The sequence below is a fragment of the Streptomyces sp. NPDC021622 genome, assembly GCF_040640795.1.
Taxonomy (GTDB): domain Bacteria; phylum Actinomycetota; class Actinomycetes; order Streptomycetales; family Streptomycetaceae; genus Streptomyces.
In genome coordinates this window covers 62,988-85,681 of sequence record NZ_JBFACK010000004.1, presented here as the reverse complement: position 1 = coordinate 85,681, position 22,694 = coordinate 62,988, and the positions used below count along the sequence as shown (strand labels likewise).

The following is a 22,694-nucleotide window of genomic DNA, read 5'->3' as shown; positions in this document are numbered from 1 at the left end:
AACGCGCCCCTCTGATTGTCAGTGGCGCGTGGGATCGTGGTGGTCATTGGGGGAACGCACCACAGAGAAGGGGGCGGCCATGGGCTGGCACCGGGAGCTGCTGATCGGTTTCGACCTGGAGACGACAGGGACGGATCCGAGCGAGGCACGCATCGTCACGGGGGCGGTGATCGAGGTCAGGGCCGGCGAGGTGCTCGGACGCAGGGAGTGGCTCGCGGATCCGGGGGTGGAGATCCCCGAGGACGCGGTGGCGGTCCACGGCATCTCGAACGAACGGGCGGCGGCGGACGGCAGACCGGCCGCGGAGGTCGCCGACGCGATCGCGGGCGTCCTCACGTCGTACTGGCAGACGGGCGTGCCGGTGGTCGCCTACAACGCGACGTTCGATCTGAGCCTGCTCTCCGCGGAGCTGCGGCGGCACGGTCTGCCCTCGCTGCGTGAGCGGCTCGGCGGACCGGAGCCCGCGCCGGTCATCGACCCGTACACGATCGACCGCTCGGTCGAGCGCTACCGCAAGGGCAAGCGCAACCTCGAAGCGGTCTGTACGGAGTACGGCGTGCTCCTGGAGTCGGCGCACGACGCCACATCGGACGCCCTGGCCGCCGCGCGGCTCGCCATCGCGATAGCCGACCGCCACCCCAAGCTGGCGGCCTTCGGCCCGGCGGAGCTGCACCGCCGCCAGATCGAGTGGTACGCGGAGTGGGCGGCGGACTTCCAGAACTTCCTGCGCCGCAAGGGCAATGCGGACGCGGTGGTGGACGGCACCTGGCCGCTGCGCGAGGAGTTCAGCACCTCCGGCGTGTGAGAGCGGCGTCCGGGGGCGAGCGGAAGCTCAGAAGGGATACCACCGCACGGCTGAGTCCCCGTCACGCAGCGAGGCGACACGGCGGCGGAACTCGGCCAGGGCCTTCGGATTGGCCGGCGCGTGCTGGGCGACCCACGCACAGCTCGCGGTCTCCCGGGCTCCCCGGAGCACCGCGCACCCTTCCCACTCCCGTACGTCCCACCCGTACTCGGCGACGAACCCGTCGTAGGCATCGGCGGGCAGTCCGTACCGGTCGCGGGAGAGCGCCATCACCACCAGGTCGTGCTCGCGCAGATCGGAGGAGAAGGTCTCCAGGTCCGCGAGGACCGGCCCTTCGGGGCCCACGAGGACGTTGCGGGGCAGCGCGTCCCCGTGGATGGGTCCGGGCGGCAGCTGCGGGGTGAGCGCGGCGGCGGCCGCGGCGAAGCCGTCCCGCCGCTCCCGCAGATAGTCCGCGTCCTCGCGGTCGATCGCGGAGCCGGCGAGCCGCAGCCAGCGCTCGACACCGCCGAGCAGCTCGCGGCGCGGCAGTTCGAAGGAGGGGGAGGGCAGTGCGTGCACAAGGCGCAGCAGTGCGGCGAGGTCGCGCGGCTCGGCGGGCCGGGCGGCCTGCGGAAGCCGGTGCCAGAGCGTCACCGGATGACCGTCCACCAGGCGGGGTTGGCCCTCCGCCGCCCGCACCGCCGGCACACCGGACTCCTCCAGCCACTGGGCGACGCGCAGTTCACGCCGCGCGCGGTCGAGCAGCCCGGGGGCGTCGCGGCCGACCTTGACGACCAGCTCGCCGCTGCCGAACACCGCGTTCTCGCCGAGGGCGAGCAGCTCGGCGTCCCGTTCCAGACCCGCCGCGCCCAGTACGTCCCGTGCCCGCGCCTCGTCCATCCACTGCCTCCCGCACCACATGCCTCGTTCGCCGACAGTCTCGCATTCGCACTGGCCAAGTGCCGTGCGAGGGCGGCCCGTGAGCCCTGCGTACCTGCTTGACGTATCAAGATCCCCTCAGCACGATGACGGGGGCCGCCTGGGCGGCCATACCCCGATGAGCCGCCCAAAGGAGCCGATTCCGTGACATTGGCGACCGCAAGGAAGCGGTCAGCGAAGAAGCGCGCGCCCGGCCCCGGACGGACGGACCACGGCGCCTGGTTCCTGGTGCTGCCCGCGCTGATCCCGATCCTGATCCTGAGCGTGGGCCCGCTGCTCTACGGCATCGCGCTCGCCTTCACCGACTCCCAGTCGGGCCGCACCGAACCCACCCAGTGGGTCGGCGCCCTCAACTTCCAGGACCTGCTGCACGACACGCTGTTCTGGGACTCGTTCCGGATCGGCCTGCTCTGGGCGTTCGGCGTCACCGTGCCGCAGTTCTTCCTCGCGCTCGGCCTTGCGCTCCTGCTCAACCAGCCACTGCGGATGCGCTGGCTCGCGCGGGCGCTCGCGATCATCCCGTGGGCGATGCCCGAGGTGGTCGTCGGCATCATGTGGCGGCTCGTCTACCACCCGGACGCGGGCGTGCTCAACGAGACGCTCTCCAACTTCGGCCTGGGGGAGGGGAAGGACTGGCTGACGGGAACGGCCACCGCGCTCTTCGCCGTGATCGTCGTCGGGGTCTGGGCGGGCATGCCGCAGACCACCGTCGCGCTCCTCGCCGGACTCCAGAACACCCCGCGCGAACTGCACGAGGCCGCCGCGATGGACGGCGCCGGAGCCTGGCGGCGCTTCCGCACCGTCACCTGGCCGGCGATCAAGCCGATCGCCCTCGCCATCACGGCGCTCAACTTCATCTGGAACTTCAACTCCTTCGCCCTGGTCTATGTCCTGACCCAGGGCGGCCCCGGCGGCCGCACCCGCCTGCCCATGCTCTTCGCCTACGAAGAGGCCTTCCGCTACGGCCAGTTCGGCTATGCCGCGGCCATGGGCTGTGTGATGGTCGCCGTGATCTCCGTGATCCTCGCCTTCTACCTCGTGGGCCGTCTGAAGGGAGGCGACGAGGCATGATGCGTACGAAGAAGACGACGCGCGCCGCACAGTACGCGGCGCTTGCCGCCTATCTGGTCTTCCTCGCCTTCCCGTTCCTCTGGCTGATCTCCACGGCCTTCAAGCCCGCGCGGGAACTGGGCAGTCTGCACCCCACCTGGATCCCGAAGGACCCGACCCTGGAGAACTTCCGGCAGGCCTTCGACGAGCAGCCGCTCCTCCAGGCCGCGGGCAACTCCCTGATCGCAGCGCTCAGCGCGTCCCTGATCGCGGTCGTCATCGCGACCCCCATGGCATACGTCATGGCGCGGCACCGCAATCGCGTCTCCAAGGCGGCGACGGGCTGGGTGGTGATCAGCCAGGCGTTCCCGTTCGTCCTCATCATCATTCCGCTGTTCCTGATCCTGAAGAACCTGCACCTCATCAACTCGCTGGTCGGCCTGATCATGGTGTACGTGGTGTGGTCGCTGCCCTTCGCGCTGTGGATGCTCGTCGGGTATGTCCGCGCCGTACCCGCCGAGTTGGAGGAGGCGGCCGCCGTCGACGGCGCGAGCAAGGTGCGTACGTTCGTCTCGGTCGTCGCGCCGCTGCTCGCGCCCGGCATCGTGGCCACGGCGATGTTCGCCTTCATCACCGCATGGAACGAGTTCTTCTTCGCGCTCGTCCTGCTCAAGACCCCGGAGAAGCAGACCTTGCCGGTCATCCTCAACCGCTTCATCGGCACGGAGGGCGTCGCCGACCTCGGGCCGCTCGCCGCGGCGGCGTTCCTCGCGACCATCCCCTCCCTCGTCATCTTCGCGATCATCCAGAAGCGGATCACGGGCGGCATGCTGGCAGGGGCGGTGAAGGCTTGATGCGCACAGCAGCACGCCTCGGCCCACGCCTGGTGACCGCGGCCGCCACCGCCCTCGCGCTGCTGCTCACCGGCTGCAGCGGTGACTCCGGGGACGACGACGGGAAGATCACCCTGCAGTTCCAGTCCCTGGCCTGGCAGAAGGAGTCCGTCGACGCCAACAAGGCGCTGGTCAAGGAGTGGAACGCCACCCACCCGGACGTCAAGGTCGAGTACGTCCAGGGCAGTTGGGACAGCGTCCACGACCAGCTGCTCACCTCCTTCGAGGGTGGCGAGGCGCCGGACATCATCCATGACGCGTCGGACGACCTCGCCGACTTCGCGTACGGCGGATATCTCGCCGACATCGGCGATCTCCTTCCGGCGCGCCTCAAGTCCGACATCCCGAAGCGCAGTTGGGAGACGACGACCTTCGGCGGCAAGGTCTACGGAGTGCCGTTCCTACAGGAGCCGCGCGTCCTGATCGCCAACGCGCAGTGGCTCAAGAAGTCGGGCGTACGGATCCCCACGCCCGAGAAGCCGTGGAGCTGGGAGGAGTTCCGGGTGGTCACCAAGGAGCTCGGCGACGGCACGGACGGGAAGTACGGCGTCGCCTGGCCGCTCAAGGAGCCGGTCTCCGCGACGCTCAACCTCTCGCTCTCGACCGGCGGGAAGATGTTCCACCGGGGCGCGGACGGCAAGGTCGACATCCACTTCGACGCCGCCGACGAGATCATGCCGCGCACGGTCCACGACCAGGTCAACAACGACAAGAGCGCGTCGGGCACGACCCTCGGCATGGGCGGCTCCGACACCCTGCCCGGCTTCTTCGGCGGCAAGTACGCGATGGTCCCGCTCGGCTTCTCCTACCGTCAGCAGATCGTCCAGCAGGCACCCAAGGGCTTCGACTGGCAGGTGCTTCCCGCCCCGGCCGGTGCGGAGGGGCTCGCGCAGGGCGTCAGCCCGCAGACCCTGTCCGTCTCCGAGGACAGCCCGCACAAGAAGGAGGCGGCCGAGTTCATCGACTTCTTCCTCCAGCCGGACAACATGGTGAAACTCGCGCGCGGTGACTGGATGCTGCCTACTGGCGCGGAGGCCCTGAGGGATCCCGCCCTGCGGACGGAGAAGGACGACTGGGCCGCGGGGACGGCCCTCGCCGAGCATCTGCGTCCGGCGCCGGCGCAGTCCGTGCGGGGCTATCCGGAGTGGAAGGACAAGGTGGCCACCCCGGCGCTCCAGGAGTACTACAGCGGGGCGATCGGCCTGGACGAGCTGCGCAAACGCCTGGTGAAGGACGGCAACTTGGTCCTTGCGCGGTATCAGAGGTAAGCACCTCGCGGAACCGGCTTCGGCTGCGGGTTCGTCGTGGCTGGTCGCGCCCACGCGGCGGAGCCGCATATTGACACAGCCCCGCGCCCCTTACGGGGCGCGGTATTGCACGAGACGTCTCGTCTCGTTTAAGGTCAGCGCATGACCTCACGCCAGCGTGCCCACATCGCCATGTTCTCCATCGCCGCCCACGGGCACGTCAACCCGAGCCTGGAAGTGATCCGAGAGCTCGTCGCCCGCGGTCACCGCGTCACCTACGCGATCCCGCACCTCTTCGCCGAGAAGGTCGCCGAGACCGGCGCCGAGCCCGTCCTGTATACGACGACGCTGCCGGGCCCGGACGCCGATCCCGAGGCCTGGGGGACCGAACTCATCGACAACATCGAGCCGTTCCTCACCGAGGCGGTCGAGACGCTGCCCCAGCTGGCGGCGGCGTACGAAGGCGACGAGCCCGACCTCGTCCTGCACGACATCACCTCCTACCCGGCGCGTGTCCTGGCCCGCCGCTGGGGTGTGCCCGAGATCTCGCTCTCACCGAACCTGGTGGCCTGGGACGGCTACGAGGAGGAGGTCGCCGAGCCCATGTACGCCGAGCTGAAGGCGTCCGAGCGGGGCCAGGCCTACTACGAGCGCTTCCACGCCTGGCTGGAGGCGAACGGGATCACCCAGCACCCCGACCCCTTCGTCGGCCGCCCGCCCCGCTCGCTCGTGCTCATCCCCAAGGCGCTCCAGCCGAACGCCGACCGGGTCGACGAGAGCGTGCACACCTTCGTCGGCGCCTGCCAGGGCGACCGCGCGGCGCAGGGCGACTGGCAGCGGCCCTCCGGCGCGGAGAAGGTGCTCCTGGTCTCGCTCGGCTCGTCCTTTACCAAGCAGCCGGACTTCTACCGCGCGTGCATCGAGGCGTTCGGGGACCTGCCGGGCTGGCATGTGGTCCTGCAGATCGGCGCGCATGTCGACCCGGCCGAGCTGGGCGACGTACCCGCGAACGTGGAGGTGCGCTCCTGGGTTCCGCAGCTCGCGGTCCTCAAGCAGGCCGACGCCTTCATCACCCACGCCGGCGCGGGCGGCAGCCAGGAGGGCCTCGCCACGGCGACGCCGATGGTCGCGGTGCCGCAGGCCGCCGACCAGTTCGGCAACGCCGACATGTTGCAGGCGCTCGGCGTGGCCAGGCATCTGCCGATGGAGGAGGCCACCGCGGCCGCCCTGCGCGAGGCCGTGCTCACCCTTGTCGGGGACCCCGAAGTGGCGCGCAGGCTCGGCGAGGTGCAGGCCGGGATGGCCGGGGAGGGAGGCACGGAGATGGCGGCCGACCTCATCGAGGAGGAGCTGACGAAGGCGCTGGAGCGTAACGCTCTGTGAAGCGTTTCGGTAACGCCCAGGTCATTCGATAACGCTCAGGTAACGCAGGGTTGTTCTGGTGGGGCCATTGACTCGCCCTGAAAGGTTGACCGTTACCCCCGGTGAAAGGTTGCACGGGCAGGATCTTGTTCCTTGAACCAAGAGCTTCTTAGCGTGAGGTGAACTTTCCACGAACGCCAGGAAGTTGACCCCATGCGACGAGACATACCGCCCCTCGACGAGGTGCGCCGCATCACTCAGAAGAAGCGCGACGCGTGGTGGACCGTGCTGCTTGTCGACCCGGTCGCCACGCCTCTCGTGCGACTGACGGCCATGCGTACGCGGATCACACCGAACCAGATCACCTGGGGCGCGTTCCTTCTCGGACTCGGCTCCGCGGCGTGTTTCGCACTCGGTGACTGGCGGTGGCTCATCGCCGGCGCCGTCATCTACCACCTCAGCTTCATCCTCGACTGCATGGACGGCAAGGTCGCCAGACTCACCGGCACCGGTTCGGTGTTCGGCGCCTGGCTCGACTTCGTCTTCGACCGGATCCGCGTGATGGCGTGCGCGGTGGCGCTGATGTGGGGCCAGTACGACCGCACCGGCGAGTCCTTGTACATCTGGGCCGCGGTCGCCGTGGTCGGACTCGACACGTTGCGCTACATCAACTCCCTCGAGATCTTCAAGATCCGCCATTCCATGCGCAAGCAGATCAAGGTGCGCCTGAAGGCCGCGCGGCGCGCGGAGAACCAGGCCGAGCTCGCCTTCATGGAGGATCTGCTGCGGGACAATCCCGAGGCCGACGTGGAGCAGGATCTACAGAAGGCGCGGTCCGAGGCGGGGATTCCGGAGGCGCCGGAGGTCGCCCCCGTGGTCAAGCCTCAGGTTATCGACCTGCATCAGGAGTTCCGGCACAAGTTCCCCGCGTATCTGCGGGCGCGGTCCTTCCTGCTGCGGCACCGGATCCGTACGCATCTGGTGAGCGGGATCGAGTTCCAGATGGGCGTCTTCATGATCGGGCCGCTCTTCGACGTGGTGCTGCCGGCGACGATTGTCTCCGGGGCGTTGCTGCTGGTCTTCGAGCTGGCCATCATTTACAAGCTGCTGCTGTCCACGCGTGACTTCACGCGGACGATCGACTCCTTCGAGGAGCGGAAGGTCATGGCCGCGGCATAGGGGACCTTGCGGGAATGTCGCCGGACGGGCTGGAAATCCAGCCCGTCCGGCGTTTGAGTTCATCTCTGTTACCGACCGACCACGTCGAGTGTGAGGTGGCTGTAACAAGCCCCTTACATCTAAGGGCACTTGGGGCGCTTCGGCAGCGCCATGTCCGATCTGCGGACAGGGGCCCGTTTTGTTATTACAGAACCTTGTTGAACAAGTCACAGGTGTATGTAGGTATTGATCTGCGCGCGTCAATCAGACAGGGTTTCGTCCCAACACCCGGAGATCTTCCGGATCTCAGCAGGTGTTGCAGTGAAGTTTTGAAAACCCCCACATCCCCCCACACTCACCACGAGGAGACCCCTCTTCATGGCAACTCACAAGCGCGCTCGCACGATGAAGCTCACCGCTGCGATAGCCACGACCGCAACCGCGATCGGTGTGACCGTCTTCGCCACCTCCTTCGCCGGTGCGGCCACCCCCGCCGAGGGCAAGGTCTACGGCGCGGACGCCAAGGGCGCCGTCGCAGGCAGCTACATCGTCATGCTCGACGAGAAGGCCGACAAGGGTGCCAAGTCCGACCTCGCCGAGGAGTACGGCGGCGAGCTCAAGCGGAACTACTCCTCCGCGATCAACGGCTTCTCGGCCAAGGGCCTGAGCGAGACCGAGGCCAAGCAGCTGGCCGCCGACCCGGCCGTCGGCAAGGTCGTCCAGTCGAAGAAGTTCACCATCGACGCCACCCAGGACAACCCGCCGTCGTGGGGCCTGGACCGCGTCGACCAGGCGGACACCGAGGGCGACAAGAAGTACACGTACCCCGACGCGGCCGGTGAGGGCGCCACGGCGTACGTCATCGACACCGGTGTCCGCGTCTCGCACAAGGACTTCGGCGGCCGCGCCGTCTCCGGCTTCGACGCCGTGGACAACGACGACAACGCCGACGACGGCAACGGCCACGGCACCCACGTCGCCGGCACCATCGCCGGTGAGGCGCACGGTGTCGCCAAGAAGGCGAAGATCGTCGCGGTCCGCGTCCTGGACGACCAGGGCTCCGGCACCACCGAGCAGGTCGTCGCGGGCATCGACTGGGTCACCAAGAACCACGAGGGCCCGTCGGTCGCCAACATGAGCCTCGGCGGCGGCGCCGACGAGGCCCTCGACGCCGCGGTCCAGAAGGCCATCGCGGCCGGTGTGACCTTCGGTGTCGCGGCCGGCAACGAGTCGACCGACGCCTCGCAGGGCTCGCCGGCCCGCGTGAAGGAGGCCATCACGGTTGCCTCCTCCACCAAGGACGACGAGCAGTCCGACTTCTCCAACTACGGCGAGGTCGTGGACATCTACGCCCCGGGTTCGGACATCACGTCCGCCTGGAACACCGGTGACGACGCCACCAACACCATCTCCGGTACGTCGATGGCCACCCCGCACGTCGTCGGCGCCGCCGCCGTCTACGTGGCCGCCCACCCGGACGCCAAGCCGGACGCCGTCGCCAAGGCGCTGACCGACGGTGCGACCCCGGACAAGATCTCGAACCCGAGCGAGGGCACGCCCAACAAGCTGCTCAAGGTGGTCGAGTAGGGCACAGGGCGCACGCCCTTGTGTTGCTCCCTTGAGTAACACCCAGTGAACCGGCGGCCGTCGTGCCCACCCCCACGGGGCGCGGCGGCCGTCCTATGGTGTGCGGATGACGGTCAAGGCGTACGCGGCGCTCCTCCGCGGCATCAACGTGGGCGGCAAGAAGAAGGTGCCGATGGGGGAGTTGCGTACGCTGCTCGCCGGGCTCGGTCTCGGCGACGTACGCACCTATCTGCAGAGCGGCAACGCGGTCTTCACGAGTGACACCGGCGACGAGGACGCTCTGGCGGCGCGGGTCGGTGAGGCCATCGAGCAGCACTTCGGCTTCCCCGTGGACGTCCTGGTGCGCGGCGGCCCGTATCTGAAGGCGGTCGCGGACGCCTGCCCCTTTCCCGCGGAATCGCTCGAAGGCAGACAGCTGCACGTCACGTACTTCTCCGAGCCGGTCGACGCCGCACGCCTCGACGGGATCGACCCGGCGGCCTTCCTGCCGGAGGAGTTCCGGCTCGGCGACCGCGCGCTCTATCTCTACGCTCCCGACGGCCTCGGCCGCTCCAAGCTGGGCGAGGTCCTTTCGCGCCCGGCCCTGTTCAAGGGCGTCATCGCCACGAGCCGCAACTGGAACACCGTCGCCAAGCTGGTCGAGATGACGGAGATGACGGAGATGACCGGGAGCGCCGGGGAGCCGCACCATGACCGCTGACCGCACGGCCGCCGTGGACGCGGCCATCGAGGCCGAACTGCGCCTGCTCGCCCCCGAGGTCCGCTCGTCGCCCGAGCTCCTCGGGCAGCTGCTGCACCCCGAGTTCACCGAGTTCGGCGTCTCCGGGGCCCGCTGGGACCGGGCGTCGATCATCAAGTCCCTGACCGAGAGCACCGAGGCGGGAACCCGCCCGCTCATCGCATCCCGCATGCGGGGCGTTCAGCTGGCGGACGACGTGGTGCACCTGACCTTCGACACGGACAGCAACGGCCGTCTGGCGCACCGCAGTTCGCTGTGGCGGCGATGCGAGGGCGAGTGGCTGCTCTGGTTCCACCAGGGGACCCCGTTCAGTGCGGACGCCGGGGCGGAAGTCTGATCTTTACCACCGTGGCCATGGAGCCGCCGGATCCGGTGTGCGAGGCTCGACAGCATGCGCTACATCATCATCGGAGCAGGGGCGATCGGCGGCACCGTGGGCGGGCGGCTCGCCGAGGCAGGGCACGACGTGGTTCTCGTCGCGCGGGGCGCGCACCATGACGCGCTCGTGGCGAGCGGACTGCGGGTCAGCACGCCGGACGGGACGCGTACGCACCGGCTGCCCGTCATCCGGCAGCCCGCCGACCTCGGGGAGTTGAGGGCGGACGACGTCCTGTGCCTCGCGGTGAAGACACAGGACTGCCAGGCCGCCGTCGACGCCTGGGGCGGCTGCCCGGTGGCGGGCGGCGGGACGGCGGCGGAGGTCCTTCCGCTGGTCTGCGCGCAGAACGGCGTGGAGAGCGAACGCATCGCGCTGCGCCGCTTCCGGCGGGTCTACGGCGTATGCGTCTGGCTGCCCGCGACCCATGTCGAGCCGGGGGCGGTCTCCGCGGCGGGTGTTCCTTACACCGGCATGCTGCACATCGGCCGCTACCCGACGGGCACGGACGAGACGGCCCGCCTGATCGCCGCCGATCTGGAGAAGTCGAAGATCATCGCGCCCGTCGTGCCGGACGTGATGCGCTGGAAGTACGGGAAACTCCTCTCGAACCTGGCCAACTCCATCGAAGCCGTCACAGGGTTGATCACCAGCGACGAGGCCGTCGAGCTCTTCCGGCGGGCCCGTGCCGAGGGCGAGGCGGTGCTCGCCGCGGCCGGAATCGAGGCGGTCGGCGAGCAGGAGCAGAAGGAGGCCCGCGGCGACCGCATCCGCTTCGAGCCCTTCGACCGCTCGGAGCGCGGCGGCGGATCGTCCTGGCAGAGCCTGAGCCGGGGCACGGGCACCATCGAGGCGGACTACCTCAACGGCGAGATCGCCCTCCTGGGGCGGCTGCACGGCGTGCCGACGCCGGTGAACGACGCCCTGCAGAACATCGCGAACACCTTCGCGCGCGAGCGGCGTACCGCGGGCTCGATGCCGGTCGCCGACCTCGTGGCGCTGGTGGCATCCGCCGAATAGCGCAGAACCGGACAGCGCGGAATTGGCCCAGATGGGCAGAGGGGGAATGGCCCAGGGGCGTGCGCCACTTGTCACTAGGGTCGAGGCCATGACGACGACCGACACCCGCATCGACTTCTACTTCGACCCGGCCTGCCCCTTCGCCTGGATCACCTCCCGCTGGATCCTGGAGGTCGAGCGCGCCCGCGAGCTCGACCTCCGCTTCCATGTGATGAGCCTCTACTTCCACAACGTCGGCAACGAACTCCCGGACTGGTACCGCGAGTTGGTCGACAAGTCGATCGGCCCCGTCCGTGTCGCGGCCGCCGCGGCCAAGGAGCACGGCGAGGGTGTTCTGCGGGACCTCTACACGGCCTACGGCACCCGCATACACCAGGAGAAGTACGAGGACTTCGACCAGGTCGTCGCCGAGTCCCTGGCCGAGACGGGGCTGCCCGCCGGGCTCGCGGCCGCCGCGCACGACCCCGCGTACGACGACGTGCTGCGGCGCAGCCACGACGAGGGCAGGGACCCGGAGGCCGGCGCCTACGTCGGCACGCCCACCCTCCACGTCGACGGCACCGTCTGGTTCGGCCCGGTCCTGCGGGCGATTCCGCGCGGCGACGACGCGGTGCGGCTCTTCGACAGCTTCCGCGTCCTGGCGGGTTACCCGGACCTCTTCGAGCTGAAGCGGACCCGTACCGGAGGCCTCGACTTCAGCTGACGTCCTTCGGCCGCGGGGCCGGGACGCGGGAGGTCATCAGGAGCGTGGTGCGGCCGTTGTCCTCGGGGACCGCGCGGCCCTGCTCGTAGCCCAGGCGCTTGAGGACGGCGAGCGACGCGGTGTTCTGCGCGTCGACGGTCGCGTGCACCTCGGCAAGGGCCAAGGTCTCATGGCCGTACGAAGTGAGCAGACCGGCAAGCTCCGTGCCGAGGCCGAGCCCCCAGCTGTCCCGCGACAGGCCGTACACGATCTCGTGGCCGTCCAGCCAGGTCTCGGGCGACGGCTTGATCTCCGCATGGCCGACATAGCGCCCCTCGTGCCGCACCGCCCAGATCGGGAAGTGGTTCTCCGCGTACACGAGAGAGAAGATCCGCCGGAACAGAGCGTGCGTCTGATCCGCGCTCTGCATCCCGTCCCCGAACCAGCGGCCCACGGCCTCGTCCTGCAGAAGGGCCACGAACTGGCCTTCGTCGGCGGCGACATAGGGCGAAAGACGTAGGCGTGCTGAACGCAGTACGGGGGTCATCGGCGTGACGCTAGGGGCAGGAGTGGTGCCGGGGCAAGGGGATTCGGGATCACCCCGTCGGCATTGGCAGCCCAATGGGGTTGGGGAACGGGAGCACGTCGGCGGCGATGATCTGCCGCACGGGCTGTTCGAGGGCGGCAAGCAGGGTGTCGGCGTCGCGTGCGCCGAGCGGGCGGAGCAGCCGTGCCGACAGGCGGTCCGTGGCGTCCTCGATCAACTCCCGTTCGGTGCGCCCGTGTTCGGTGATGTGCCCCTCGCCGTCGAGCAGGCCGCGCCCGCGCAGCCGGTCCACCGCCTCCGCCCACTCCTGCTCGCTCCAGCCCCTGTCCTGGCGGATGGTCCCCGGGTCCACCCGGTCCGTCGCCGCCGCGAGCACCAGCGCCTCGCAGGAGTCGATGCCGTGGTCGGCGAGCGCCGCGACATGCGCGTCGCCCCGGAACTCCCGTACGCAGGTGACCAGTTGCCACAGGCGCTGCACCGGGTCGGTGCGCTCGCTCACCTCGCGGTTCGCCGCGAACAGCGGCCGGGCCGGCGACGGGGCGTCCTCGACCATCGCCGCGAGGGGCGGCACGAGTTCGGCCGCCCGTTTCTCGATGTCCGGGACGAGGGAGCGCAGGGCCCGCGCCGAGCACGCCGCGCGTTCCTCCACGATCCGGCCGGGGTGCGCGTACTGCCAGGCGGAGGGCAGGGCGCGCGCCACCATGCCGGGGGCGAAGACGCCGAGCGCGGCCGTGGCGGCACCCGGTTCGACGGGGCCCATCGGGGCGGTGCGGGCCGCGAAGTAGCCCATCCAGAAGCCCTTGAGGCCGAGTGCCCGGCCCATGGCCCGGCAGCCGTCCTCGAAGTAGATCACGGCGTGCAGGGGCTCGGTCCGCAGCCAGAGCGTGCGGGATCTGGTGAGGGTCATGGACCCACAAGCTAGGCCAGCGCGAGTACCCGCGCCACCCGCCCGACCGCACATGACTCGTCATAGCGCCGCAGCAGAAGCCGGGCCACCTCCGGCGCGGGGCCCAGAACTCGGGCCAGTACGTCCGCTTCGGCGGCGCCGCGGTCGATGCGGTCCGGCAGAAAACCTGGCGCGATCACATAGGGCGCGACCGCGACGCGGCGCACCCCGAGCTCGCGCAGTTCCCGCACGGCGTCCTCCGTGCGGGGCAGAGATGCGGAGGCGAACGCAGGCCGCACGGCGCACCAACCGGTGTGCCGCCACTCCCGCGCGATTTCAGCGATCACTGCGATCGCCTCCGGGTCGGATGACCCCGCCGAGGCCAGCACGACCCCGGTCGAGGACTTGTCGGCGGGCGTGAGGCCCGCCTCGTACAACCGCCGTTCCAGGGCGGCCCGGAGCAGCGGCGAAGGCCCGAGCACCGCCGCCTGCCGGATGTGCAGCCGGGGCGGTGCCTGGGCAAGGACCGCGGGGATGTCCGACTTGGCGTGGAACGCCCGCGTGAGGAGCAGAGGCAGTGCGATCACGTCGCGTACGCCCTCTGCGTCCAGGGACTCCAACACCTCGGGAACCGAAGGTGAGTTGAAGTCCAGGAAGCCCGTCTCCACCCGGAGACCAGGACGCTGCATCCGCACCCGCCGCACCAGGGCACGCACCGTCGCGGCATGCCGCGGATCGCGGCTGCCGTGGGCGACGACGAGAAGCACCGGTGCGGACATGGCCATCAGCTCTTCACGAGCAGACCGCGGCTGCGCAGCACGCGCCGCTCCAGCGGGCTGAAGATGAGCAGATCGATGGCGATGCCGACGACCAGGATCAGCAGGATCGCCAGGAACACCTGCGACATGCTGCTGTTGGTGCGGCCCGCCTCCAGGAGCTGGCCGAGGCCCATGCCCAGATCCGGCGACTGCGCGATGATCTCGGCGGCCATCAGCGAGCGCCACGAGAACGCCCAGCCCTGCTTCAGACCCGCCAGATACCCGGGCAGCGCGGCCGGCATCACGATGTGCCAGGTGTGCCGCAGGCCCGTGGCGCCCAGGGTGCGGCCCGCCCGCAGGAACAGCGGCGGCACCTGATCGACTCCCGCGACCAGGCCGTTGGCGATCGAGGGGACCGCGCCGAGCAGGATCACCGCGTACATCATCTGGTCGTTGAGACCCAGCCAGATCACGGCCGGCGGCACCCAGGCCACCGACGGCAGCGACTGCAGGCCCGACAGGATCGGGCCGATGGCCGCCCGCACGAAGCGGACCCGGGCGACGATCAGGCCGAGCGGCGTACCGATCACCAGGGCCATCAGGAAGCCGAGCAGACCGCGTGAGACGGACGTCCAGATGTAGTCGAGGAGCGTGCCCTGCAGCCAGGCGTCCTCCACCTCGTGCCACACGTCGGCCGGCGGCGGCAGCTTGTAGGTGTCGGTGACCTTCGCCCACACCAGGACCTGCCACACGACCAGGACAAGCACGACGGCGGTCAGCGGCGGCAGGACCTTCTGGACGAGGGTCTTGCGGAAGGGCGTGCGGCTCGTCTGGACGGTCTCCAGGGCGTCGAGGCCCGCCTCAAGGCCTGCCAGGTCCTGGCTGCTGTCCTTGACGACTGAGGTGGTGCTCTCAGTGCTGGCCATGACGGCGGATCTCCCCACGCAGTTGTTCGGTGATCTCGACGGACAGTTCCGCCACGGCGGTGTCCTCGATGCGGCGCGGGTGGGGGATGTCCACCCGCCACTCGTGCGCCACCCGGCCCGGGCGCGACGAGAGGAGCACGACGCGCTGGGCGAGGCGGACCGCCTCGCGCACGTTGTGCGTGACGAAGAGGACGGAGACGTCCGTCTCGCGCCAGATGCGGGTCAGCTCGTCGTGCAGCACGTCACGGGTGATCGCGTCGAGCGCCGCGAACGGCTCGTCCATCAGCAGGATCTTGCTGTCCTGCGCGAGCGCGCGGGCAAGCGCAACGCGCTGGCGCATGCCGCCGGACAGCTCGTGCACCCGCTTGCCGTGCGCGTCCTTGAGCCGTACGAGTTCGAGGAGCTCCTCGGCCCGCTCGCGCCGCTCCACCTTCGTGACGCCGCGCAGCTTCAGGGCGAGCTCGATGTTCTTGCCCGCGGTCAGCCACGGGAAGAGCGCGTGCTCCTGGAACATCAGGGCCGGGCGGCCGTCCGTCGCGATGGCGCCCGCCGACGGCTTGTCGAGCCCGGCCACCAGGTTGAGCAGCGTCGACTTGCCGCAGCCCGAGGCTCCCAGGAGGGTGACGAACTCGCCGGGAGCGACATCGAGCGTGATGTCGTCCAGGACGAGCTGGGGCCCTGCGGGTGTGGCGAAGGACTTCGAGACGTGCTCGATCCGGGCCGCGTACCCGCCGGTCTCCGTGCTGTCCGCCGCCTTGGCGAGGGTGGTGGTTGCTGTTGCCATGGTCGTCACCTCCTGGGAACTGGTCGGATTCCGGGCTTACTTGACGCCGAGACCGGCGTCGTCGACTGCGGGCCTGCCCGCCGCCTTCAGGACCTTGTTCAGCGGCTTCAGGTCGTAGATGCCCTTGAGGTCGGGCTTCTCCAGGAGGCCCGCCTTGACGGCGTGCTCGGCCTCGGTGCCCAGCGTCGCGGCCAGCGGGTCGTCGGTGGTCTGGATCGACTTCCACGCCGGGTCGAGGATCTCGGCGGGCAGCGCCTTGCCGGACGCCTCCTTGAGGGCGGCGTTGGCGGAGGCCTTCGCCTTCTCCGGGTTGTCCTTGATCCACTGGTTGGTCTTCACCGAGCCGCGAAGGACGGCCTCGACGACCTTCGGGTGCTTGGTGAGGAACTCCTGCGACACGATGATGTTCGTGATCACGAACTTCTTGTCCGGCCACAGGTCGGCCTCGTCGAGGATCACCTTGCCGCCCTCGGCGACCAGCTTCGACGCGGTCGGCTCGGGGACCCAGGCGCCGTCGACGGAACCGGACTTGTAGGCGTCCGGGGTGATCTTGTTGTCGGTGCGGACCACCGACACATCGCCCTTGCCGCTCTCCGCGTCGACCTTCCAGCCCTTCTCCGCGATCCAGTTGAGGAAGGCCACGTCCTGGGTGTTGCCGAGCTGCGGCGTCGCGATCTTCTTGCCCTTGACGTCGTCGAGGGACTTGATCTTCTTCGGGTTCACCACGAGCTTCACGCCGCCGGACGCCGAGCCGCCGATGATGCGCAGGCTCTTGCCGTCGGACTTGGCGTAGCCGTTGATGGCGGGCGACGGGCCGATCCAGCCGATGTCGATGGACTTCGAGTTCAGCGCCTCGATCTCCGAGGGACCGGCGTTGAACTGCGTGTACTTGGCCTGGGTGGCGCCCAGTTCCTTCTGGAACAGGCCCTCCTGGTCGCCGACGAGCGCGGTGGCGTGCGTGAGGTTCGGGAAGTACCCGATCTTCACCTCGTCGAGGCCCTCGATCTTCTTCGCCCCGGCGGCGATGTTGGCCTTGTCGCTCTTGTCCGAGGACTCGGAGCCGTAACCGCAGGACGTGAGCACCACGGCGAGCAGCGGCAGGGCGGCCGCGGCGGCCAGGGCACGGCGGCCGCCGGTGGTGCGTGGTGTGCGGAAGCTGGCAGGCACGGGAGGGGATCCTCTCGTCGGCCCGGCTCGCACGCCGTCGGGTCGTGTCTACGCCCTCAGGTCGTGGCCGGGAAGGTCGGCAGGTTTTCGTCTTCGCAGATCGATCTCGCGGGGGGTGAGGGCGCGCAAGCGGTGCGCGTACGTCATGCCGCACATCGCCCGACCCCGCCCTGACCGCTGCCGAGGGCGCCGCTGCCGATGCGGCCGCCCTCCTTCGCGAAGGTCGAGAAGTAGTCGATCGAGATCATGGTCAGAAGTCCCAACCCTCGTCGTCGGCGGCCGACTTGGCCTCGTCGGCCGTCTCGTCTCCGGTGGCGAACGCGTCGCCCGCCATGCCCGCCGCGAGCGTGGTCCCGTCCGCCGGGTCGATCAGCAGGAAGGAACCGGTGCGGCGCGAAGCGGCGTACGAGTCGAGCGCGATCGGCTCGGCGGTGCGCACCAGGACCCGGCCGATGTCGTTGGCGACGAGCTGTCCGGGGGCGGGGTGCTGGGAGAGGTCGTCGAGGGTGAGCCGCGAGGGGATCTCCTTGACGATCGCCTTGACCGTACGGGTGGTGTGCTTGAGCAGCACCCGCTGGCCGACGGCGAGCGGCTGGTCCGCCACATGGCAGACCGTCGCCTCGATGTCCTGCGTGGTCGGCGGCTGGTCGCCGCTCGGCACGATCAGGTCGCCGCGCGAGATGTCGATGTCGCTCTCCAGGAGCAGCGTCACGGACTGCGGCGTCCAGGCCACGTCCACCGGCTCACCGAGCAGATCGATGCCCGCGATCTTCGACGTACGCCCCGATGGCAGCACCGTCACGGACTCGCCGACCCGGAAGGTGCCGGCCGCGATCTGCCCCGCGTAACCCCGGTAGTCGGGGTGCTCGGCGGTCTGCGGGCGGATCACGTACTGGACGGGCAGGCGCGCGTGGCAGGAGGTCAGGTCGTGGCTGACCGGGACCGTCTCCAGGTGCTCGAGGACGGTCGGGCCGCCGTACCAGTCCATGTTGGAGGACGGCTCCACGACGTTGTCGCCGGCGAGCGCCGAGATCGGGATCGCGGTGATCTCCGGGACGCCCAACCCGACGGCGTACGCGGTGAATTCCTCGGCGATCTTCGCGAAGACCGTCTCCTCGTACGCGACGAGGTCCATCTTGTTCACGGCGAGCACGACGTGCGGGACGCGAAGCAGCGCGGCGACGGCGGCGTGCCTGCGGGTCTGCTCGATGACGCCGTTGCGGGCGTCGACGAGGACCACGGCCAGGTCGGCCGTCGACGCACCGGTGACCATGTTGCGGGTGTACTGCACATGGCCCGGCGTGTCGGCCAGGATGAACCGGCGCTGCGCGGTGGCGAAGTAGCGGTACGCGACGTCGATGGTGATGCCCTGCTCGCGCTCGGCCCGCAGACCGTCGGTGAGCAGCGCGAGGTCGGGCGCCTCCTGGCCGCGGCCGAGCGAGACCCGCTCGACGGCCTCGAGCTGGTCGGTGAGGACCGACTTGGAGTCGTGCAGGAGCCGGCCCACCAGGGTGGACTTGCCGTCGTCGACGGACCCGGCGGTGGCGAAGCGCAGCAGGGTGGTGGCCGACAGCTGCTCCGTGGAGAGCGGCTGCGCCTTGTCGGGTTCGGTGGTGCTGGTCATGTTTAGAAGTACCCCTCGCGCTTGCGGTCTTCCATCGCGGCCTCGGAGAGCTTGTCGTCGGCCCTCGTCGCGCCGCGCTCGGTGAGGCGGGACGCGGCGATCTCGGCGATGACGGCGTCCAGCGTCGTCGCGTCCGAGTCGACGGCTCCGGTGCAGGACATGTCGCCGACGGTGCGGTAGCGGATGAGCCGCTTCTCGACCGTCTCGTCGTCCTTGGGACCGCCCCACTCGCCGGCGGTCAGCCACATGCCCGAGCGCTTGAACACGTCACGCTCGTGCGCGAAGTAGATCTCGGGCAGCTCGATCCCCTCACGGGCGATGTACTGCCAGACGTCCAGCTCGGTCCAGTTGGACAGCGGGAACACGCGGACGTGCTCACCAGGGGCGTGCCGGCCGTTGTAGAGCTGCCACAGCTCGGGGCGCTGACGGCGCGGGTCCCACTGCGAGAACTCGTCCCGGAGGCTGAACACCCGCTCCTTGGCGCGCGCCTTCTCCTCGTCGCGGCGCCCGCCGCCGAAGACCGCGTCGAACTTCTCGCTCTGGATCTTCTCCGTGAGCGGCACGGTCTGCAGCGGGTTGCGGGTCCCGTCCGGGCGCTCCCGCAGCTTCCCGGCGTCGATGTACTCCTGCACGGAGGCGACGTGCAGGCGAAGCCCGTGCTCGGCGACCACGCGGTCGCGGTACTCGATGACCTCGGGGAAGTTGTGCCCGGTGTCGACGTGCAGGAGCGAGAAGGGCACCGCCGCGGGGGCGAACGCCTTCAGCGCCAGGTGCAGCATGACGATCGAGTCCTTGCCGCCGGAGAACAGAATCACCGGCCGCTCGAACTCGCCCGCCACCTCACGGAAGATGTGCACCGCCTCGGATTCGAGGGCGTCCAGGTGAGACAGCGCGTACGGGCTGTCCGTCCCCTCGGTCACGGTGGCCACGGTGGTGGTCATGCCAGACCCCTTTCGATGAGCAGCGCGCGCAAGGCCGCCGCGGACTCCTGCACGGTCTGGTCCTGGGACTCGATGCGCAGATCGGGCGACTCGGGCGCCTCGTACGGGTCGTCGACCCCGGTGAGCCCGGAGATCTCGCCCGCCGCCTGCTTGGCGTACAGACCCTTCACATCGCGTACGGAGCAGACCTCGACGGGCGTGGCCACATGGACCTCGATGTACGGCGTGCCGCCCGTCTGGTGGCGCTTTCGCACCGCCTCGCGGCTGTCGGCGAACGGCGCGATCACCGGCACCAGGACCTTCACGCCGTTACGGGCGAGCAGTTCGGCGACGAAGCCGATGCGCTGCACGTTGGTGTGCCGGTCCTCGCGGCTGAAGCCGAGGCCCGCCGAGAGGAACTCGCGGATCTCGTCGCCGTCGAGCACCTCGACCCGGTGGCCGTCCTCGCCCAGCTTGCCGGCGAGCTCGTACGCGATGGTGGTCTTGCCCGCGCTGGGCAGACCGGTGAGCCAGATGGTGGCTCCGGTGGTCACGTGCTTCTCCTGAGGGTGTGTCTGATCCTGGGCGTGTGTCTGGTCCTGGGCGTGTGCCTGGTCCTGAGCGCTTGTCCGAGTGGCCGTCATCAGTGGATCCCGCACTCGGTCTTGGCGTTCCCGGCCCAGCGTCCGGCGCGCGCGTCCTCGCCCTCCAGGAGGCGGCGGGTGCAGGGCGCGCAGCCCACGGAGCCGTAGCCGTCCATGAGGAGGGGGTTGGTGAGGACGCCGTGCTCGGTGACGTAGGCGTCGACGTCGTCCTGCGTCCAGCGGGCGATCGGCGAGACCTTGACCTTCTGCCGCTTCTCGTCCCAGCCGACGACCGGGGTGTTGGCCCGGGTCGGGGACTCGTCGCGGCGCAGACCCGTCGCCCAAGCGGCGTACGAAGTCAGGCCCTCCTCAAGGGGCTTGACCTTCCGCATGGCGCAGCACAGGTCGGGGTTCCGGTCGTGCAGCTTCGCGCCGAACTCGGCGTCCTGCTCGGCGACGCTCTGCCGCGGCGTCAGCGTGATGACGTTGACGTCCATCACGGCGGCGACGGCGTCGCGGGTGCCGATGGTCTCGGGGAAGTGGTAGCCGGTGTCGAGGAACACCACGTCCACGCCGGGGCGGGCGCGCGAGGCGAGGTGGGCGACGACGGCGTCCTCCATGGAGGAGGTCACGCAGAAGCGGGTGCCGAAGGTGTCGACGGCCCACTGGAGGATCTCGAGCGCGGAGGCGTCTTCCAGATCGCGCCCCGCCTGCTCGGCGAGAGCCTTCAACTCGTCGTTCGTACGCCGGACTTGATCGCTCTGGCTCTGAACGGTCGTCATATCTCTTCCCCTCCACCGCTGTTGCGCTGAACTCCGCGGGCGAGCAGCCCGAGGAACTTCAACTGGAAGGCCCGGTTGCACGCGGCGCATTCCCAGGCGCCGTGACCGGTCTCGTTCGGACGCAGGTCCTCGTCGCCGCAGTAGGGGCAGTGGAAGGGGGCGGCACGCTCGCTCATGAGAGGGCCTCCTCGGAAGCACGCGCCACCCAGGTGGCGAACCGCTCGTCGTCCGCGCGCTCCTTCTCGAAGCGCTTGAGGACCCGCTCCACGTAGTCGGGCAGCTCGGCCGAAGTGACCTTCAGGCCACGGACCTTGCGGCCGAACCCGGCTTCGAGCCCGAGCGCTCCGCCCAGGTGCACCTGGAAGCCCTCGACCTGGTTGCCGTCGGCGTCCAGGACCAGCTGGCCCTTGAGACCGATGTCGGCGACCTGGATACGGGCGCAGGCGTTCGGGCAGCCGTTGATGTTGATGGTGATCGGGTGGTCGAACTCCGGGATGCGGCGCTCCAGTTCATCGATGAGCGAGGCGCCGCGCGCCTTGGTCTCGACGATCGCCAGCTTGCAGAACTCGATGCCGGTGCAGGCCATGGTGCCGCGCCGGAAGGGGGAGGGAGTGACCCGCAGATCGAGGGCTTCGAGCCCGGCGACGAGCGACTCGACCTGAGCCTCTTCCACGTCGAGCACGATCATCTTCTGCTCGGCGGTGGTGCGGAGCCGTCCCGAGCCGTGGGCTTCGGCGACCTCGGCGATCTTCGTGAGGGTGGTGCCGTCCACGCGCCCGACGCGCGGTGCGAACCCGACGTAGAAGCGGCCGTCCTTCTGCTTGTGCACGCCGAGGTGGTCGCGCCAGGTGCCGGTCGGCTGCTCGGGCGCCGGCCCGTCGACGAGCTGCCGCTTGAGGTACTCGTCCTCCAGGATCTGCCGGAACTTCTCCGGGCCCCAGTCGGCGACCAGGAACTTCAACCGGGCGCGGTTGCGCAGGCGCCGGTAGCCGTAGTCACGGAAGATGCCGATGACACCGCCGTACACGTCCGGCACCTCGTCGAGCGGCACCCAGGCGCCGAGCCGCACGCCCAGCTTGGGGTTGGTGGACAGCCCACCGCCGACCCAGAGGTCGAAGCCGGGCCCGTGCTCGGGGTGATCGACACCGACAAAGGCAATGTCGTTGATCTCGTGCGCGACGTCGAGCTGCGGCGATCCGGACACGGCGGACTTGAACTTGCGCGGCAGGTTCGAGAAGTCGGGATTCCCGATGAAGCGGCGCTGGATCTCATCAATGGCGGGGGAGCCGTCGATGATCTCGTTCTCGGCGATACCGGCGACGGGCGAGCCGAGGATGACGCGGGGCGTGTCACCGCAGGCCTCGGTGGTGGAGAGCCCCACAGCCTCAAGCCGCTCCCAGATCTCGGGAACGTCCTCGATGCGGATCCAGTGGTACTGGACGTTCTGCCGGTCGGTGAGGTCGGCGGTGCCGCGCGCGAACTCCTGCGAGATCTCGCCGATGACACGCAGCTGCTCGGTGGTCAGCCGCCCGCCGTCGATCCGCACCCGCAGCATGAAGTACTCGTCGTCCAGCTCCTCCGGCTCCAGGATCGCGGTCTTGCCGCCGTCGATCCCCTGCCGGCGCTGGGTGTAGAGCCCCCACCAGCGCATACGGCCACGAAGATCGTTGGGGTCGATCGAATCGAACCCACGCTTCGAGTAGATCGTCTCAATGCGTGTCCGCACATTGAGACCGTCGTCGTCCTTCTTGAACTGCTCGTTGCCGTTGAGCGGAGTGAAGTGGCCAACGGCCCACTGGCCCTCACCACGGTGACGGCTCACCTTGCGCTTGGGCGCGGCAGTCGTGGGGTTTTCAGGGGTGGCAGCCATGGCTAT

General features: G+C 69.5%; 24 protein-coding genes. 11 read left to right on the top strand and 13 right to left on the bottom strand.

Features of this window, described 5'->3' with window-relative positions; genetic code table 11:
• Nucleotides 1–79: 79 nt before the first annotated feature.
• Nucleotides 80–805 (top strand): 3'-5' exonuclease, encoded by a 726-nt coding sequence (locus AB0G47_RS10835; RefSeq protein WP_360766832.1) that lies wholly within the window; start codon nt 80–82, stop codon nt 803–805.
• 27 nt (nt 806–832) lie between these two features.
• On the opposite strand, the gene AB0G47_RS10830 is transcribed toward AB0G47_RS10835, so the two are convergent.
• Nucleotides 833–1,687, bottom strand: coding sequence for an aminoglycoside phosphotransferase family protein (locus tag AB0G47_RS10830; RefSeq protein WP_360766829.1), 855 nt, complete (start codon nt 1,685–1,687; stop codon nt 833–835).
• 183 nt (nt 1,688–1,870) lie between these two features.
• On the opposite strand from AB0G47_RS10830, the gene AB0G47_RS10825 reads away from it, so the two are divergent.
• From AB0G47_RS10825 to AB0G47_RS10780, 10 genes are all read left to right on the top strand, one after another.
• The gene (locus AB0G47_RS10825) at nt 1,871–2,797 is read left to right on the top strand and encodes a sugar ABC transporter permease (RefSeq protein ID WP_360766826.1); all 927 of its coding nucleotides are present in this window, start codon (nt 1,871–1,873) and stop codon (nt 2,795–2,797) included.
• Nucleotides 2,797–3,630, top strand: a complete 834-nt coding sequence (locus AB0G47_RS10820) for a carbohydrate ABC transporter permease (protein WP_360766886.1) — start codon at nt 2,797–2,799, stop codon at nt 3,628–3,630. Before AB0G47_RS10825 ends, AB0G47_RS10820 begins: the two co-directional genes overlap by 1 nt.
• Complete coding sequence (locus tag AB0G47_RS10815) at nt 3,630–4,937, top strand: sugar ABC transporter substrate-binding protein (RefSeq protein ID WP_360766824.1); 1,308 nt, start codon at nt 3,630–3,632, stop codon at nt 4,935–4,937. The genes AB0G47_RS10820 and AB0G47_RS10815 overlap by 1 nt, the downstream gene beginning before the upstream one ends.
• Nucleotides 4,938–5,078: 141 nt before the next feature.
• Nucleotides 5,079–6,299 (top strand): macrolide-inactivating glycosyltransferase, encoded by a 1,221-nt coding sequence (gene mgt / locus AB0G47_RS10810; RefSeq protein WP_360766822.1) that lies wholly within the window; start codon nt 5,079–5,081, stop codon nt 6,297–6,299.
• A 192-nt stretch (nt 6,300–6,491) separates the two neighbouring features.
• On the top strand, nt 6,492–7,457 hold the full coding sequence (locus AB0G47_RS10805; protein ID WP_360766819.1) for a CDP-alcohol phosphatidyltransferase family protein: 966 nt from the start codon (nt 6,492–6,494) through the stop codon (nt 7,455–7,457).
• Between the two features lie 357 nt (nt 7,458–7,814).
• Nucleotides 7,815–9,023, top strand: a complete 1,209-nt coding sequence (locus tag AB0G47_RS10800; protein WP_360766816.1) for a S8 family peptidase — start codon at nt 7,815–7,817, stop codon at nt 9,021–9,023.
• Nucleotides 9,024–9,129: 106 nt separating this feature from the next.
• Nucleotides 9,130–9,723 carry a DUF1697 domain-containing protein gene (locus tag AB0G47_RS10795; RefSeq protein ID WP_360766813.1) on the top strand — a complete coding sequence of 198 codons (594 nt, stop codon included), beginning with the start codon at nt 9,130–9,132 and terminating at the stop codon, nt 9,721–9,723.
• Nucleotides 9,713–10,099, top strand: a complete 387-nt coding sequence (locus AB0G47_RS10790) for a DUF4440 domain-containing protein (RefSeq protein WP_360766811.1) — start codon at nt 9,713–9,715, stop codon at nt 10,097–10,099. The genes AB0G47_RS10795 and AB0G47_RS10790 overlap by 11 nt, the downstream gene beginning before the upstream one ends.
• A gap of 54 nt (nt 10,100–10,153) precedes the next feature.
• A complete protein-coding gene (locus tag AB0G47_RS10785) occupies nt 10,154–11,158 on the top strand; it encodes a 2-dehydropantoate 2-reductase N-terminal domain-containing protein (RefSeq protein WP_360766808.1) in 1,005 nt (334 codons plus the stop codon).
• An 88-nt stretch (nt 11,159–11,246) separates the two neighbouring features.
• Nucleotides 11,247–11,861, top strand: a complete 615-nt coding sequence (locus tag AB0G47_RS10780) for a DsbA family protein (protein WP_360766805.1) — start codon at nt 11,247–11,249, stop codon at nt 11,859–11,861.
• Here the strand turns inward: AB0G47_RS10780 and AB0G47_RS10775 are convergent.
• From AB0G47_RS10775 to AB0G47_RS10720, 12 genes are all read right to left on the bottom strand, one after another.
• Entirely contained in the window at nt 11,854–12,387 is a 534-nt protein-coding gene (locus AB0G47_RS10775) for a GNAT family N-acetyltransferase (protein WP_266871628.1), read from the bottom strand. The genes AB0G47_RS10780 and AB0G47_RS10775 overlap by 8 nt on opposite strands.
• A 49-nt stretch (nt 12,388–12,436) precedes the next feature.
• Entirely contained in the window at nt 12,437–13,294 is an 858-nt protein-coding gene (locus tag AB0G47_RS10770) for a hypothetical protein (RefSeq protein ID WP_360766802.1), read from the bottom strand.
• Between the two features lie 11 nt (nt 13,295–13,305).
• Complete coding sequence (locus AB0G47_RS10765) at nt 13,306–14,052, bottom strand: sirohydrochlorin chelatase (protein ID WP_360766799.1); 747 nt, start codon at nt 14,050–14,052, stop codon at nt 13,306–13,308.
• 5 nt (nt 14,053–14,057) lie between these two features.
• A complete protein-coding gene (locus tag AB0G47_RS10760; RefSeq protein ID WP_360766796.1) occupies nt 14,058–14,957 on the bottom strand; it encodes an ABC transporter permease in 900 nt (299 codons plus the stop codon).
• The gene (locus AB0G47_RS10755; protein WP_360766794.1) at nt 14,944–15,741 is read right to left on the bottom strand and encodes an ABC transporter ATP-binding protein; all 798 of its coding nucleotides are present in this window, start codon (nt 15,739–15,741) and stop codon (nt 14,944–14,946) included. Before AB0G47_RS10755 ends, AB0G47_RS10760 begins: the two co-directional genes overlap by 14 nt.
• A 36-nt stretch (nt 15,742–15,777) precedes the next feature.
• Entirely contained in the window at nt 15,778–16,908 is a 1,131-nt protein-coding gene (locus AB0G47_RS10750) for an aliphatic sulfonate ABC transporter substrate-binding protein (protein ID WP_360766791.1), read from the bottom strand.
• Nucleotides 16,909–17,158: 250 nt separating this feature from the next.
• The gene (locus AB0G47_RS10745) at nt 17,159–18,532 is read right to left on the bottom strand and encodes a GTP-binding protein (protein WP_360766789.1); all 1,374 of its coding nucleotides are present in this window, start codon (nt 18,530–18,532) and stop codon (nt 17,159–17,161) included.
• 2 nt (nt 18,533–18,534) lie between these two features.
• Nucleotides 18,535–19,473 (bottom strand): sulfate adenylyltransferase subunit CysD, encoded by a 939-nt coding sequence (gene cysD, locus AB0G47_RS10740; RefSeq protein WP_360766786.1) that lies wholly within the window; start codon nt 19,471–19,473, stop codon nt 18,535–18,537.
• Nucleotides 19,470–20,096: an adenylyl-sulfate kinase gene (gene cysC, locus AB0G47_RS10735; RefSeq protein ID WP_360766784.1), complete on the bottom strand. Its 627-nt coding sequence runs from the start codon at nt 20,094–20,096 to the stop codon at nt 19,470–19,472. Before cysC ends, cysD begins: the two co-directional genes overlap by 4 nt.
• A complete protein-coding gene (locus AB0G47_RS10730; protein WP_360766781.1) occupies nt 20,096–20,818 on the bottom strand; it encodes a phosphoadenylyl-sulfate reductase in 723 nt (240 codons plus the stop codon). Before AB0G47_RS10730 ends, cysC begins: the two co-directional genes overlap by 1 nt.
• Nucleotides 20,815–20,994: a hypothetical protein gene (locus AB0G47_RS10725; RefSeq protein ID WP_135335604.1), complete on the bottom strand. Its 180-nt coding sequence runs from the start codon at nt 20,992–20,994 to the stop codon at nt 20,815–20,817. The genes AB0G47_RS10730 and AB0G47_RS10725 overlap by 4 nt, the downstream gene beginning before the upstream one ends.
• On the bottom strand, nt 20,991–22,688 hold the full coding sequence (locus tag AB0G47_RS10720) for a nitrite/sulfite reductase (protein WP_360766778.1): 1,698 nt from the start codon (nt 22,686–22,688) through the stop codon (nt 20,991–20,993). Before AB0G47_RS10720 ends, AB0G47_RS10725 begins: the two co-directional genes overlap by 4 nt.
• Nucleotides 22,689–22,694: the final 6 nt, after the last annotated feature.

Bases quoted from the DNA above. Each gene is read 5' to 3' on its own strand.
- AB0G47_RS10730 (WP_360766781.1), bottom strand. From the start codon at position 20,818: ATGACGACCGTTCAGAGCCAGAGCGATCAAGTCCGGCGTACGAACGAC.
- AB0G47_RS10800 (WP_360766816.1), top strand. From the start codon at position 7,815: ATGGCAACTCACAAGCGCGCTCGCACGATGAAGCTCACCGCTGCGATA.
- mgt (WP_360766822.1), top strand. From the start codon at position 5,079: ATGACCTCACGCCAGCGTGCCCACATCGCCATGTTCTCCATCGCCGCC.
- AB0G47_RS10815 (WP_360766824.1), top strand. From the start codon at position 3,630: ATGCGCACAGCAGCACGCCTCGGCCCACGCCTGGTGACCGCGGCCGCC.
- cysD (WP_360766786.1), bottom strand. From the start codon at position 19,473: ATGACCACCACCGTGGCCACCGTGACCGAGGGGACGGACAGCCCGTAC.
- AB0G47_RS10785 (WP_360766808.1), top strand. From the start codon at position 10,154: ATGCGCTACATCATCATCGGAGCAGGGGCGATCGGCGGCACCGTGGGC.
- AB0G47_RS10725 (WP_135335604.1), bottom strand. From the start codon at position 20,994: ATGAGCGAGCGTGCCGCCCCCTTCCACTGCCCCTACTGCGGCGACGAG.
- AB0G47_RS10780 (WP_360766805.1), top strand. From the start codon at position 11,247: ATGACGACGACCGACACCCGCATCGACTTCTACTTCGACCCGGCCTGC.
- AB0G47_RS10790 (WP_360766811.1), top strand. From the start codon at position 9,713: ATGACCGCTGACCGCACGGCCGCCGTGGACGCGGCCATCGAGGCCGAA.
- AB0G47_RS10755 (WP_360766794.1), bottom strand. From the start codon at position 15,741: ATGGCAACAGCAACCACCACCCTCGCCAAGGCGGCGGACAGCACGGAG.
- AB0G47_RS10760 (WP_360766796.1), bottom strand. From the start codon at position 14,957: ATGGCCAGCACTGAGAGCACCACCTCAGTCGTCAAGGACAGCAGCCAG.
- cysC (WP_360766784.1), bottom strand. From the start codon at position 20,096: ATGACGGCCACTCGGACAAGCGCTCAGGACCAGGCACACGCCCAGGAC.
- AB0G47_RS10835 (WP_360766832.1), top strand. From the start codon at position 80: ATGGGCTGGCACCGGGAGCTGCTGATCGGTTTCGACCTGGAGACGACA.
- AB0G47_RS10805 (WP_360766819.1), top strand. From the start codon at position 6,492: ATGCGACGAGACATACCGCCCCTCGACGAGGTGCGCCGCATCACTCAG.
- AB0G47_RS10820 (WP_360766886.1), top strand. From the start codon at position 2,797: ATGCGTACGAAGAAGACGACGCGCGCCGCACAGTACGCGGCGCTTGCC.
- AB0G47_RS10745 (WP_360766789.1), bottom strand. From the start codon at position 18,532: ATGACCAGCACCACCGAACCCGACAAGGCGCAGCCGCTCTCCACGGAG.
- AB0G47_RS10770 (WP_360766802.1), bottom strand. From the start codon at position 13,294: ATGACCCTCACCAGATCCCGCACGCTCTGGCTGCGGACCGAGCCCCTG.
- AB0G47_RS10830 (WP_360766829.1), bottom strand. From the start codon at position 1,687: ATGGACGAGGCGCGGGCACGGGACGTACTGGGCGCGGCGGGTCTGGAA.
- AB0G47_RS10795 (WP_360766813.1), top strand. From the start codon at position 9,130: ATGACGGTCAAGGCGTACGCGGCGCTCCTCCGCGGCATCAACGTGGGC.
- AB0G47_RS10775 (WP_266871628.1), bottom strand. From the start codon at position 12,387: ATGACCCCCGTACTGCGTTCAGCACGCCTACGTCTTTCGCCCTATGTC.
- AB0G47_RS10720 (WP_360766778.1), bottom strand. From the start codon at position 22,688: ATGGCTGCCACCCCTGAAAACCCCACGACTGCCGCGCCCAAGCGCAAG.
- AB0G47_RS10765 (WP_360766799.1), bottom strand. From the start codon at position 14,052: ATGTCCGCACCGGTGCTTCTCGTCGTCGCCCACGGCAGCCGCGATCCG.